Raw genomic sequence first — 12345 nt, forward strand, 5'->3', positions numbered from 1 at the left:
AGCGTGGGAGCGGGCATCCGCGCGAACGCCCTTGCAGCGTGTTCTTCTTGTTGCGGCCTGGGGCAGCCTGGCAGCGATCGCTTTCGTGACCTTGTCACCGATCGGTTTACGGCCGCATGTCGGCGGGCCGAACACTGAACGTCTCCTCGCGTTTGTTCTCCTCGGATGCTTGTTCGGGCTGGCCCATCCCCGCAGGCTCGGGCTGGTTGCGGCCATTCTGGTTGCCGCAGCGCTGAGTTTCGAACTCCTGCAAGAGCTTGTGCCGGGTCGCCATGGGCGCTTGCCGGATGCGCTGGTGAAATGCGCCGGCGGTCTCGCCGGTGTCGCAGGGGCTGCCCTGCTAAACCGGCTGCGGGGCCGCGTCTAGTCGCAGAGGTCAGGTCCGCGCCGTTGATGCGGCAGGATGATTTTCGCGCAGTAGTTTCAGCACCGCTTCCGCCGTCATCGGCTGGCCGAACAGGTAGCTTTGGACATATTCGCAGCCGATGTCCTTGAGCATGGTCGCGTCCGCTTCATCGGCGACACCTTCGGCGACGACGGAAAGGCCGAGGTCGTGCGCCATACCGACGATCGACTTCAGGAGAACGCCGCGCTTGGGGCTGGAGTCGTCGATAAAGCTCTTGTCGATCTTGATCGTGTCGAACGGAAAGCGCGTGAGATAGGAAAGCGACGAATAGCCCGTTCCGAAATCATCGATTGAAAGACCGATGCCCAGCTGCTTCAGCTTCGCAAGAACGTGGGCGGATTGTTCGGGACTGTCCATCACCAGCGACTCGGTGAGTTCCAGCCGGAAGCAGCGCGGCTGCAGATTGGCGCGCGCGATCACCGAACGTACGTCGCTCACAAGATCGCGGCGCAGCAACTGGCGGCTTGAAACATTCACGGACACAAACAGCGGCACATCGCGCACCTGCTTCTGCCAGTCGCCAAGATCTTCGGCCGCGCGGGTCATGGCCATCAGACCGAGTTGGGCGATCAGCCCGCAGTTCTCGGCAACGGGAATGAAGTCGGAGGGCGGAATGGTGCCCCGCCGTGGGTGTTCCCAGCGCAGCAGGGCCTCGAAACCGGCAAGGGTGCGGTCTTCCAGCCGCACGATGGGCTGATAAGCGAGCGAAAGCTCGCCCCGGTCGGCCGCACGGCGCAAATCGGATTCGAGCGTCGGCCGGTCGGTGCCCACGGAGCGGAAGGCCGGACGGAAAGGCTCGATGCGGTCGCCGCCGAAGCGCTTGGCCTGCAGCATGGCAAGCTCAGCATCCTTCACCATGTCGTCTGCGGAACTCTGGGCGCTCGTCCAGGAGATCAGCCCGATCGACGGCGTCAGCACGATTTCGCGCTTGGCAAAAGTGATGGGGTTTCGCACGGCCTGGCGGATCGCTTCAGCAACGGCGGCAATCCGCGCGGGCTCCTGTTCAGACAAGAGCATCAGCCCGAACTGATCGCCGCTCAGCCGTGACAGCGCATCCCCTGGCTTCAGGAGCCGGTAAAGCCGTCGCGCGATGGTGAGCAGGATCGTGTCGCCCGCCGAAATGCCGAGCATGTCATTGACCCGGCCGAAGTCATCGATGTCGATAACGAACACGGTCGGTCGCACCGAAACCTCACCCTTGGACAGGGCGACGATGGCGTCGAGCCGGTTGATGAAGAGTTCGCGGTTGGGCAAGCCCGTCAGGTTGTCGTGAACGGCGTCCTGGAGCAGCCGCTCCTCGGACTTTTTCTGCTCGGTGACGTCGGTCAGCGTTCCAACACAGCGGATGATCTCCCCGTCGGAACCGATCACCGGCCGTGCCTTCAAAGTGAACCAGCGATAATGTCCATCGGCACCGCGCAGGCGGAAGCTTTGCGACACGCGGCCGCGGCGATGTTCGAGCACCACATCCAAGGTCGTGCGGAAGATGTCGCGATCGTCCACATGAAGCACAGGGAGCCAATTGCGGGCGGGGCCCTGCAGTTCGCCGGCGGGGAGCCCAAGGAGCGGGGCCACGTCCGGACGGCTGACAACACGGTCGCGCAGCACATCCCAGTCCCAAACAATATCGCCCGAGCCGATCACGGCCAGCGCCTGACGCTCCATGTCGGAAAACAGACCCTGATGCAGGCCGGAGCCTGCCAGCGCATGCTGCATGACGGTGAAACCGATCAGGAGCACGATCAGAACCAGGCCTCCCCCGAGAGCCGGCTGCACCACATCGTTGTTGAGCATCCCGGTCACGGTCATCCACCCGCCGACAAGCCAAACCAACACCATCAACCAACTCGGGATGAGCATGATGGCCCGGTCATAGCCCTGAAAGGTCAGATAGGCGATCAGGAGCACGCCGGTTGCGGCGGTGGCTGCGAGGGACAGACGCGCGATGCCCGAGGCGACGGCCGGATCGTACACGGCCACACCCGCCAGAAGCAGCAGGCCGAAGATCCAGATCACCGCACCATAAGAGAAGTGACCATGCCAGCGGTTGAGGTTGAGGTAGGTAAACAGAAATACCAGCAGCGTCGTGGCCAGGGCCACTTCCGTACCGGCGCGCCAGATCTGCTCGCTGCCCGGCGCAATCTCGATCAGCCGGTTGAGAAAGCCGAAGTCAACGCTGACATAGGTCAGCACAGCCCAGGCGAGGGCGGCCGTTGCGGGAAACAGCGACGTCCCCTTCACCACAAACAGGATGGTCAGGAACAAGGCGAGGAGCCCGGCGATGCCGATCACGATGCCGCGGTAAAGAGTATAGGAGTTGACCTGATCCTTGTAGGATTCCGGTTCCCACAGATACATCTGCGGCACGCGCGACGCCGCCAGTTCGGCAACAAACGTCACCACCGTTCCGGGGTTGAGCGTCACCAGGAAGACGTCGGCATCTTCGCTGTCCTGGCGATCCAGCGTGAAGCCCTCGCTCGGGGTAATGGCCGCGATACGCGTGGAACCTAGATCCGGCCACACAAGGCCAGAGCCGACCAGCCGAAAATGCGGGGTAACGATCAAACGGTCGAGCTGCTGGTCCGTGGTGTTGGCCAGCGCAAACACTGCCCAATCACCGGTGGCGCGCTCGTTCAATGCTTCCACTTCGATGCGGCGCACGATGCCGTCTGGTCCGGGGGCGGTGGAAACCTGGAACGTGTCGCCCTGGTTGCGGTAGAATTCCACCGCATTGGTCAGGTTCAGCGCCACATCATCGCGCGTGATCTTGATCGGCTCGACCGCCTGAGCCCGGCCCACGGCCAGCACGCACAGCGCCAGGAAAGCCAGCAACCAAGGTTGAATGAAGCGCGGCAAGATCACCCCTGTCCCGCCTCGCTGCGGCTGGCTACCGGAATCGGTCATCCGCCACGAGAGCATAAAGAAAATGATCCTGCCAGGCGCCGTTGATGCGCAGGTAGGATCGCGCCAGTCCCTCGCGGGCGAATCCGGCTTTTTCAAGCACGCGTACAGACCGCGCGTTGGAAGGGATACAAGCCGCCTCGATCCGGTGCAACCGCAGCTCGTCGAAAGCGTAGGGTATCACCAGCTTCAATGCACCGAGCATGTAGCCGCGCCCGGCATGGGCTTCGCCCATCCAGTAGCCAATCTGGCAGGATTGGGCGACACCGCGGCGGATGTTGCCGATCGTCAGCCCGCCGGCGAGCTGGCCATCTGCGACCTTGAAGATCAGGAAGCCGAAGCCGGTGCCGGACTTGTAATCCGCCTTGTTGCGCTCCAGCCGCTGGCGCCATCCGGATCGCTCGAGCTCGTTCACCGACCAGCGCGGCTCCCAGGGTTCCAGGAAGCTGCGGCTGGCATGGCGCAGCGCCGCCCACTGGTGATAATCGGATGAGGCAGGGAGCCGCAAAAGCACCTGCTCGCCCTTCAGAACCGGCGTTGCCTTGGATCCAAACGGCAGAGCAAGCATGATGGGTCCTGTTTCAGCCGATCGCCGCCGTGCGGCCTGCCGACCGGGTGCCACCCAGTCGCTGGCTGATGCTGTCGTAGGATGCCAGCGGCGACACCGGCCCGACCGCGGTGACGGTCGGAACACCGGAAAACATCCGGTGCGACAGGTCGGCCAGGCGGTCCACGGTTAAGGCAGCCAGTCGGTCGATCAATTCCTCCATCGGGATCGGGCGACCATAAAGCAGCAGCTGACGCGCAATTTGCGAAGCGCGGCTGGCGGCGCTTTCCCGCGACATCAGGAGGCCGGCACGGTACTGAGCCCGCGCCCGGTCGAGTTCCTCGGGAAGAATGCTTTCGCCGGAGCGGCGGAGTTCATCCACGATCACGGGAACGAGCTCGGCAAGGTCAGACTTGCCCGTCGCTGCATGAACGCCGAAGATGCCGGTATCCGAGAACCCCCAGTGAAAGGCATAAACGGAGTAGCAAAGGCCGCGCTTTTCGCGCACTTCCTGGAACAGGCGTGACGACATCCCGCCGCCCAGCATCATCGACAGCACCTGCGAGGCATAGAAGTCGCGCACATGGTAGGCGCGCCCTTCGAAGCCCAGGATCACCTGCGCATCCATGAGGTCGCGATCTTCGCGGAAGTCGCCACCGACATAACTTGCCTGTTCCGGCGCTTCCGCGCCGGAAGTGGGGCGGAACGAGCCGAGCCGCTTTTCGACTTCGCGCACGAAATCGTCGTGCTTCAGGTTTCCGGCGGCAACCACCACCATCGAATCACCCGCATATTGGCGATCCATGAAGCCGCGCAACTGCGCGGACGTGAATGCCTGCACCGTGTCGGGCGTGCCGAGAATCGAGCGGCCGATCCGCTGGCCGCGAAAAGCCGTTTCGGTGAAATGGTCGAAAACGATGTCGTCCGGCGTGTCGTAGGCAGCGCCGATTTCCTGCAGGATGACGTTCTGTTCCCGCTCGAGTTCGGCCGGATCGAACTTCGAGTCGGTCAGGATGTCGGCCAGGATATCGATGGCGAGCGGCACGTCCGTATCGAGCACCCGCGCGTAGAAAGACGTTGTTTCGACGCTGGTGGCTGCGTTGATTTCGCCACCAACATCTTCGATCTGCGAGGCAATCTGCCACGCAGAGCGCCTGCCCGTACCCTTGAAGGCCATGTGCTCTAGCAGATGAGCGATGCCGTGTTCTTCTTGGCGCTCGTTGCGCGATCCGGATTTCACCCACACACCCAGTGCAACCGACTCGATGTGCGGAATCGTCTCGGTGGCGACTGTCAGGCCATTTGACAGCCGGCTGACCTCAACACTCATGAATACGCTTGTCTCCAACCGATCATCGAAGCGCCCGGGAATGGCGCTCGATATAGTCTTTCACCATTTTGGTGTCTGAGGGAAGCGTTGTAAATCGCTCCTCCCTTTCCATGAGGTTCCCAAGCCAGGCCGGAAGTTCAGGTCGCTTGTTGGCGGCCGCCTGCACGGCATCGGGAAATTTCGCCGGATGCGCCGTTGCCAGGATCACCATCGGCGCCGCACTCACCGTTTCACGCGCGACCTTCACTGCCGCTGCCGTATGCGGATCAAGAAGGTAGCCGGTTTCGGCAAGCGTGGTGGCAATCGTGCGGTCGATCTCGGCCATGGATGCGCGGCCGGCATCGAACTCGCCGCGAATTGTTTCAAGTGTCGACGGCTCGAGCGTGAAGGCGCCGGACTGCTTCAACCCGGCCATGTAGCCGGCAACTTCCGAAGCGTCGCGTCCGCATGCCTCGAACAGCAGGCGCTCGAAATTCGATGAGATCTGGATGTCCATTGAAGGGGAGGTCGTCGCCACCACCCCTTGCATCTCGTAGGTCCCGCTTTGCAGCGTGCGATGAAGAATGTCGTTGTCGTTTGTGGCAATTACCAGCCGCTCGATCGGCAAGCCCATCCGCTTGGCCGCGTAGCCTGCGAAAATGTCGCCGAAATTACCGGTCGGCACGGTGAAGGAAACCGGCCGCTCCGGCGCGCCGAGCGTCAGCGCGGACGAGAAATAGTACACGATCTGCGCCATCACGCGGGCCCAGTTGATCGAGTTGACGCCCGAAAGGGCCACGCGATCGCGAAAAGCGTGGTCGTTGAAAAGGTCCTTCGCGATGCTTTGGCAGTCGTCGAAATTGCCACCCATCGCCAGCGCATGCACGTTGGCCTCCGCCGACGACGTCATCTGCCGCTGCTGGACGGGAGACACGCGCCCTTCGGGGAACAGGATGAAGATGTCCGTCTGATCGCGGCCGGCGAAGGCTTCGATTGCCGCTCCGCCCGTATCGCCCGACGTTGCGCCGATGATTGTCGCCCGCTCGCCGCGCTCGGCCAGAACATGATCCATGAGGCGCGCCAGAAGCTGCATGGCGACGTCCTTGAAGGCGAGGGTTGGCCCATGAAACAGTTCGAGCACGAACGTATCGTGATCAAGTTGCACCAGCGGGCAAACAGCCGGATGGCGGAAGCTCTCGTAAGCATCGCGAACGATGCGCGCGAAGGTCGCCTCGTCGATCTCTCCGTCCACAAACGGGGAGAGCACGCGTATGGCCAGGTCGGGATAGGACAAGCCGCGCATTGCCCGGATCTCGGCTGCGCTGAATTGCGGCCAGCTTTCGGGCAGGTAAAGCCCGCCGTCACGCGCCAGGCCGGCCAACAAAGCGTCGCAAAAGCCCAGGCGCGGCGCGGTTCCTCGTGTGCTGATGAAGTCCATGTGCGGCGGTACCCGTTTCGGCGGAGCGTTGTCCATCTGTGGAACGCTTGGATCAAGGCCGCGCGTGCTGGTCGCATTTCAGCCGCGGGCTGTGTATAGGACGACGGTTCGCTTTGGAAGCTTGGATGGGGGTTACGTTGAGAAGAGGTGGAATTGTTGCCGGCTCGATCGTGACGGGCTTTATGTTGATCGCCGCGGGATGCCAGTCGGGCGACAGCGTAACACGCAATGTGCCGGATAAATCAACGCAGATCACGGAGTCGGAGCTGCGGGCCTATTGCCCCAATGTCGCCCTGCGTGAGGGCACTTCGGCGTTCAGCACCTTCGAAAAGGGCGGTGATGGCGATCCGTCCAAGGTGATCTACCAGGCGTCGCTGTCGCAAGCGACACGTGCCTGCACGTATGAAGGCGGCACCATGACGATCAAGGCCGCAGTGGCTGGACGCATCGTGCCCGGCCCGGTCGGAAAGGCTGGCACGGTCAGTATGCCTATCCGGGTGGCGGTGGTTCGCGGTGGTGACGTGCTTTACTCGCAACTGCATCAGCATCAGGTGAGCGTCACCGATACGGCTGCTGCCACACAGTTCGTGTTCACTGACCCCGCCATCAACATTCCCCAGCCCGAACAGCGGGACATCATGATCTATATCGGGTTCGACGAAGGTCCGCCGAGCCGCTGACCTTCAGGCCTCCGACCACTCCGACAGTGCCGCCAGGGACCCCGCGAAATCCGCCCAGCGGCGGATCACGGTTTCCGCGCCGGCATCCGTCAGCTGGTCGGCATGACCTGAATAAGTATGCGACGCGCCGGTGAAGCCGATCACCCGCATCCCGGCGGCAACGGCGCCCGTGACGCCATGCACCGAGTCTTCGACGACGAAGGTTGCTTCCGGCCGCGCACCCTCTTTCTTGGCTGCCTGCAGGAAGATGTCGGGTGCAGGCTTGTGCCTGATACCGGAATTGTCGCGCGCAGAATAAATGTGCTCGCCAAAGAACGGCAGCAAACGGACCTTCTCCAGCATGAACTGGAGCCGGTGCAGCTTCGAGTTCGAGCAGATGCAGCGCTTGGTCTGGACCGACGCCACCGCTTCATGCGCGCCCTCGATGGCCCTTACCTCGGCGCGGAGTCTTTCATCTAGGAGACGTTCGGACTCGTCGATCAGCCGTGCCTGAAACGGGATCTGACTTTCGGCTTCCACACGCAAAAGGATGTCGCGAAACGTAAGTCCCGCAAAGCGCTCGGCATAATCATCCGCGTCGATCGGGTAGCCGGCAGCCGACAGCAGCCCGGCATCGACCCGCGCCGCGATGATTTCAGAGTCCACAAGGACGCCATCGCAGTCGAAGATCACGAGATCGGGCTGGGGCATGGGAACTCCGAGAAGGCTGGAAGGGGTGAAGGCGGCGGGTCTACAGCACGCGGCGTTTCGAGGCAAATTCGGCGGACTTCATTAAATCTTTACGCCATCCGGTAACCATAACAGGCAGTAAAGTAACGCGTTTGTTCCGAGTACCGCCATGACCGCTCTGCGCCTAGTTGCCGAACAGAACTCAGTTGACGTCAGCCATTCCGCATGGCTCGACACGATCCTGAAAGGCGATTGCGTGGCGGCAATGGAAAAGCTCCCGGCGCACTCCGTCGATGCCATATTTGCCGACCCGCCCTACAACCTCCAGCTCGAGGGCACGCTTCACCGTCCTGATCAGTCGAAGGTCGATGCGGTCGATGACGAGTGGGACCAGTTCGAAAGCTTCGCGGCCTACGATGCGTTCACGCGCGCCTGGTTGCTGGCGGCGCGCCGCGTCCTGAAGCCGAACGGTACGATCTGGGTGATCGGCTCCTACCACAACATCTTCCGCGTCGGCGCGATCATGCAGGACCTCGGCTTTTGGCTGCTGAACGATGTGATCTGGCGCAAAACCAATCCCATGCCGAATTTTCGCGGTCGCCGCTTCCAGAACGCCCATGAAACCATGATCTGGGCGAGCCGGGACCGTGATGCGAAAGGCTACACCTTCAACTACGAGTCCATGAAGGCGGCCAATGACGATGTGCAGATGCGCTCCGACTGGCTGTTTCCGATCTGCACCGGCGCAGAGCGCTTGAAGGATGAGAAAGGTGCGAAGGTTCACCCGACGCAGAAGCCGGAAGCGCTTCTGGCCCGCGTTCTCTTGTCGTCAACAAAGCCGGGCGACGTGGTGCTGGACCCCTTTTTTGGCTCGGGCACCACAGGCGCGGTCGCAAAGCGCCTTGGGCGTCATTTTGTCGGCATCGAGCGTGAGCAGGCCTATATCGACGCCGCGCAGGAACGAATTGCCGAGGTGAAGCCGCTCGAACACCTCGCTCTGGAACTTCTCGTCAGCAAGCGCGCGGAACCGCGCGTCGCCTTTGCAAGCCTCCTCGACACTGGCCTGATCAAGCCCGGCACCAGGCTTTTCGATGCGAAGCGTCGTCATACGGCCGTGGTAAGAGCCGATGGAACGCTGTCCAGCGGCACCTTTGCCGGCTCGATCCACAAGGTCGGCGCGCAGGTGCAGGACGCCGAAGCCTGCAATGGCTGGACTTTCTGGCACTATGAGCGAGCCGGAGGCCTGACGCCCATCGACGAACTACGACGCGTCGCGCGCGTCGGAATCGAACGCGCCGGCGCGTAAGGACCACTTCTGCGCTTCAGAAGCGCATGCCGCGCTCCCGCAGATCCCGTTCCATTTGCTCGGCGCTCGTGAACTGGATCGCCTGCCAGCCGGCGGCACGGGCGCCGTCCACATTGGCAAGATTGTCGTCGATGAAAAGCGTTGCGGCCGGGTCAAGCGCGAAGTCGGCAGCGTGGCGCTCGTAGATGGCGCGATCCGGCTTGATCAGGGCGATGTCACCCGACACCGTCACGCCGCGTGTTTCGGTCAGAAACGGAAACATCTTTTGTGCTTCCGCAAAGGTCTCGGAATGGAAGTTCGTGAGCATGGTCACGTCGTAACCTGCGGCAAGGAGCTTGCGCAGGATAACAACACTGTCTTGGTAGGAATGGCTCACCATCTCGTGCCAATGGGGGCGAAAAGCCCGGATCATCGCTGCTTGATCGGGATGAGCCGCAATCAACAGCGCTTCCGCATCGGCCCATGACCGCCCGCGATCCTGTTCCAGGTTCCAGGCGTTGGAGCAGACTTCTTCCAGGAACCAGCGTCGCTGCGCTTCGTCCGGGATTAGCCGTTGGTAGGGGATGTTCGGATCATAATGGATCAGCACGCGGCCGATGTCGAAGACGATGTGCTTGATCGGGGTCATGGCAGAAAACGCGCTTAGGGTGAAAGGAGGCCGGGGCAGGCGGCTTCGATGGCCTTTTTCATGACCGTGGGCAAGGCCTCGCCGCTTACCGCGGCCGGAACGGACCACCACATGCCAGGTGGCGCAGCGCCGTTGAAGCGGGTGCGATAGACCGACAGCGTCAGCGAAAAATGCGTGAAAATATGGGTGATGACGCCGGACGGCATCCAGTCGGAAGGAAAGGGCGCGTCGTCGGCGCCAGGTTTCACGTCTGCGGACCAGGTGCTGCCCGGAACTTCCGCCATCCCGCCAAGCAGGCCCTTGTCAGGGCGCTTGCGCAAGAGGATAGCGCCGTCGGCGCGAACGGCAACAAAGGCAGCGCCTTGCCGGGTCGGCTTGTCCGCCTTGGTCTTCTTTACCGGAAAGCGCTCGGGCTCACCGAGGAAGAGGGCGCGGCAGGTTTCGTTGAGGGGGCATAAAATGCAGGCCGGACGGCGCGGGGTGCAGATGGTTGCGCCGAGGTCCATCATCGCCTGGGCGAAGTCGCCGGGGCGATCGGCGGAGACCACCGGGGTCAAGGCAGCACGGATCTGCGACTTCGCCTGCGGAAGCGGTGTATCGATCGCGGCAACGCGGGTGGTGACCCGCTCTATGTTGCCGTCGATCACCACGGCCGGACGGTTGAACGCAATCGCTGCAATCGCCGCTGCCGTGTAAGCGCCGACCCCCGGAAGCGCGCGGAGGCCGTCCTCCGTTTGCGGGAAACGGCCCCCCAGATCCTTCGCGACCACGTCCGCGCATTTTTTTAGGTTTCGCGCGCGCGAATAATAGCCGAGCCCAGCCCAGGCGCGCAGGATGTCGTCCTCGCTGGCTGCAGCCATGGCTGTCACGGTCGGCCACTTGGCCGTGAAGGCGAGAAAATACTTCTTCACCGCCTCGACCGTGGTTTGCTGCAGCATCACTTCCGACAGCCATACGCGGTATGGGTCCGGCTGCTGCCCTCGCCGGAGGTCGGCGGGCGCAAGCCGCCACGGCAGGACACGCGCGTGGCGGTCATACCAGGCAAGAAGACGCTCGGCCTCGAAGGCGTCCGTGCGGGAAAGCAATTTGGCTGTCATGGAGCGGATGAGCGGCTACCATCAAGACCGGCGGGGCAGTAAACAATCCTCATGACAGAGAAGCGCCGCAGCTACAACGCCAAGCCCGTCAGCGACCTTTCCGGAGAGATTCTCGATCCGGTGCTGCGCAAACGTGCCGGCATATCCGTTGGGCTGGTGCAATCTTGGGAGGAGATCGTCGGCGTCAAAGTCGCGCTGCAATCGCGCCCGGAAAAGATCCTGTGGCCGCGCAGGATGCATGAGGATGATCCGTTTCAACCCGCGACATTGGTGATAGCCTGTGAAGCCCGCGCGGCCATGCACATCCAGCACGAAGCGGGCGAAATCATCGGCCGCATCAACAGCTATCTCGGCTTCCCGGCAATCGGACGCCTGAGGATCGTGCAGAAGCCGGTGCGAAACGCGCCAGCCAAGACCAAGCCCGTGCTGCGTCCTTTAAGCGCGGCCGAAGAAGCGGGGCTGGACCGTCAACTTACGGGTATCGAGGAAGAAAGCCTGCGCCAGTCGCTGGAAGCGCTGGGTCGCAGCGTCCTAGGACGGCGAGGGTGATCAAGACGACGATGATTTTCCCGCATTCGTGAACAAGTCTGTTGCGGAGGGAATTGGTTTTACGCGATAAATCCCTTAATTGCCGGGAGAACCAGACCCAGTTATGGTTTCCCGCGTTTAATGCCACAGGTGATCCCAACCATGACGCCCTTGCTTACCCGCCGCTCTTTGCTGGGCTCGATCGCCATCGCTCCCGCTGCGCTTGTTCTCGGAACAGGCGCTGGCTTGGCTCAGGCGGCTGCCCCCACACCACAGGGCAACGTCGACATGGCCAAGCTCCTGGAGCCTGGCGTTCTCCCGGAAAAGGTTCTCGGCAACGCCGATGCGCCGGTGACGATCGTCGAATACGCGTCCATGACCTGCAGCCACTGCGCTCATTTCGACGTGACGACGCTGCCGGTGATCAAGGAAAAGTACATCGATACGGGCAAGGCGCGGCTGATCCTGCGCGAGTTCCCGTTCGACCCGCGCGCCGAAGCTGGCTTCATGCTGGCACGCTGCGCAGGCGACAATTACTTCGCCATGGTGGATGTGCTCTTCAAGCAGCAGGAGCAGTGGGCACCCGTTCAGGATGCGCGCGCCGCACTCCTGCAGATCTCCAAGCTGGCCGGCTTTACACAGGAAAGCTTCGAAGCCTGCTTGACGGACCAGAAGCTGCTTGACGATATCAGAAGTGTGCGCACGCGCGGTTCGCAGGAGTTTGGCGTTGATGCTACGCCGACCTTCTTCATCAACGGCAAGAAATACGCAGGGGCGCTCTCGGTTGACGAGATGTCGGCGATCATCGACTCCTTGCTTTGATCTGGCATCGCTGC

12 protein-coding genes are annotated in these 12345 nt (G+C 62.3%); 5 read left to right on the top strand and 7 right to left on the bottom strand.

Going from position 1 to position 12345, the window contains the following annotated elements; genetic code table 11:
• Nucleotides 1-31: 31 nt before the first annotated feature.
• On the top strand, nt 32-367 hold the full coding sequence (locus J5Y06_RS09115; RefSeq protein ID WP_209334820.1) for a VanZ family protein: 336 nt from the start codon (nt 32-34) through the stop codon (nt 365-367).
• A gap of 9 nt (nt 368-376) precedes the next feature.
• On the opposite strand, the gene J5Y06_RS09120 is transcribed toward J5Y06_RS09115, so the two are convergent.
• Genes J5Y06_RS09120 through thrC form a run of 4 tightly spaced genes read right to left on the bottom strand, consistent with a single transcriptional unit; the run spans nt 377 to nt 6601 of the window.
• Complete coding sequence (locus J5Y06_RS09120) at nt 377-3262, bottom strand: EAL domain-containing protein (protein ID WP_385931305.1); 2886 nt, start codon at nt 3260-3262, stop codon at nt 377-379.
• 31 nt (nt 3263-3293) lie between these two features.
• Nucleotides 3294-3875, bottom strand: a complete 582-nt coding sequence (locus J5Y06_RS09125; protein ID WP_209334822.1) for a GNAT family N-acetyltransferase — start codon at nt 3873-3875, stop codon at nt 3294-3296.
• Between the two features lie 13 nt (nt 3876-3888).
• A complete protein-coding gene (locus J5Y06_RS09130; protein ID WP_209334823.1) occupies nt 3889-5184 on the bottom strand; it encodes a M16 family metallopeptidase in 1296 nt (431 codons plus the stop codon).
• Nucleotides 5185-5206: 22 nt separating this feature from the next.
• Complete coding sequence (gene thrC, locus J5Y06_RS09135; protein WP_209334824.1) at nt 5207-6601, bottom strand: threonine synthase; 1395 nt, start codon at nt 6599-6601, stop codon at nt 5207-5209.
• A gap of 125 nt (nt 6602-6726) precedes the next feature.
• On the opposite strand from thrC, the gene J5Y06_RS09140 reads away from it, so the two are divergent.
• Entirely contained in the window at nt 6727-7281 is a 555-nt protein-coding gene (locus J5Y06_RS09140) for a hypothetical protein (RefSeq protein WP_245247711.1), read from the top strand.
• Nucleotides 7282-7284: 3 nt separating this feature from the next.
• On the opposite strand, the gene J5Y06_RS09145 is transcribed toward J5Y06_RS09140, so the two are convergent.
• Nucleotides 7285-7971, bottom strand: coding sequence for an HAD family hydrolase (locus J5Y06_RS09145; protein ID WP_209334825.1), 687 nt, complete (start codon nt 7969-7971; stop codon nt 7285-7287).
• A 148-nt stretch (nt 7972-8119) separates the two neighbouring features.
• Here J5Y06_RS09145 and J5Y06_RS09150 point away from each other — a divergent pair, with 148 nt between their 5' ends.
• The gene (locus tag J5Y06_RS09150; RefSeq protein ID WP_209334826.1) at nt 8120-9256 is read left to right on the top strand and encodes a site-specific DNA-methyltransferase; all 1137 of its coding nucleotides are present in this window, start codon (nt 8120-8122) and stop codon (nt 9254-9256) included.
• A gap of 16 nt (nt 9257-9272) precedes the next feature.
• On the opposite strand, the gene J5Y06_RS09155 is transcribed toward J5Y06_RS09150, so the two are convergent.
• Together J5Y06_RS09155 and mutY are read right to left on the bottom strand one after the other, a co-directional pair.
• A complete protein-coding gene (locus J5Y06_RS09155) occupies nt 9273-9884 on the bottom strand; it encodes an HAD family hydrolase (RefSeq protein ID WP_209334827.1) in 612 nt (203 codons plus the stop codon).
• A 14-nt stretch (nt 9885-9898) separates the two neighbouring features.
• On the bottom strand, nt 9899-10981 hold the full coding sequence (gene mutY / locus J5Y06_RS09160) for an A/G-specific adenine glycosylase (RefSeq protein WP_209334828.1): 1083 nt from the start codon (nt 10979-10981) through the stop codon (nt 9899-9901).
• A gap of 51 nt (nt 10982-11032) precedes the next feature.
• On the opposite strand from mutY, the gene J5Y06_RS09165 reads away from it, so the two are divergent.
• Nucleotides 11033-11530: a DUF721 domain-containing protein gene (locus tag J5Y06_RS09165; protein WP_209334829.1), complete on the top strand. Its 498-nt coding sequence runs from the start codon at nt 11033-11035 to the stop codon at nt 11528-11530.
• Nucleotides 11531-11671: 141 nt separating this feature from the next.
• A complete protein-coding gene (locus tag J5Y06_RS09170; protein WP_209334830.1) occupies nt 11672-12331 on the top strand; it encodes a DsbA family protein in 660 nt (219 codons plus the stop codon).
• Nucleotides 12332-12345: the final 14 nt, after the last annotated feature.

Source organism: Tianweitania sediminis, assembly GCF_017813335.1.
In the GTDB taxonomy this organism is placed as follows: domain Bacteria; phylum Pseudomonadota; class Alphaproteobacteria; order Rhizobiales; family Rhizobiaceae; genus Tianweitania; species Tianweitania sediminis.

Coding starts and splice junctions, on each gene's coding strand:
- J5Y06_RS09155 (WP_209334827.1), bottom strand. CDS start 9,884: ATGACCCCGATCAAGCACATCGTCTTCGACATCGGCCGCGTGCTGATC.
- thrC (WP_209334824.1), bottom strand. CDS start 6,601: ATGGACTTCATCAGCACACGAGGAACCGCGCCGCGCCTGGGCTTTTGC.
- J5Y06_RS09165 (WP_209334829.1), top strand. CDS start 11,033: ATGACAGAGAAGCGCCGCAGCTACAACGCCAAGCCCGTCAGCGACCTT.
- mutY (WP_209334828.1), bottom strand. CDS start 10,981: ATGACAGCCAAATTGCTTTCCCGCACGGACGCCTTCGAGGCCGAGCGT.
- J5Y06_RS09145 (WP_209334825.1), bottom strand. CDS start 7,971: ATGCCCCAGCCCGATCTCGTGATCTTCGACTGCGATGGCGTCCTTGTG.
- J5Y06_RS09130 (WP_209334823.1), bottom strand. CDS start 5,184: ATGAGTGTTGAGGTCAGCCGGCTGTCAAATGGCCTGACAGTCGCCACC.
- J5Y06_RS09140 (WP_245247711.1), top strand. CDS start 6,727: ATGGGGGTTACGTTGAGAAGAGGTGGAATTGTTGCCGGCTCGATCGTG.
- J5Y06_RS09125 (WP_209334822.1), bottom strand. CDS start 3,875: ATGCTTGCTCTGCCGTTTGGATCCAAGGCAACGCCGGTTCTGAAGGGC.
- J5Y06_RS09170 (WP_209334830.1), top strand. CDS start 11,672: ATGACGCCCTTGCTTACCCGCCGCTCTTTGCTGGGCTCGATCGCCATC.
- J5Y06_RS09150 (WP_209334826.1), top strand. CDS start 8,120: ATGACCGCTCTGCGCCTAGTTGCCGAACAGAACTCAGTTGACGTCAGC.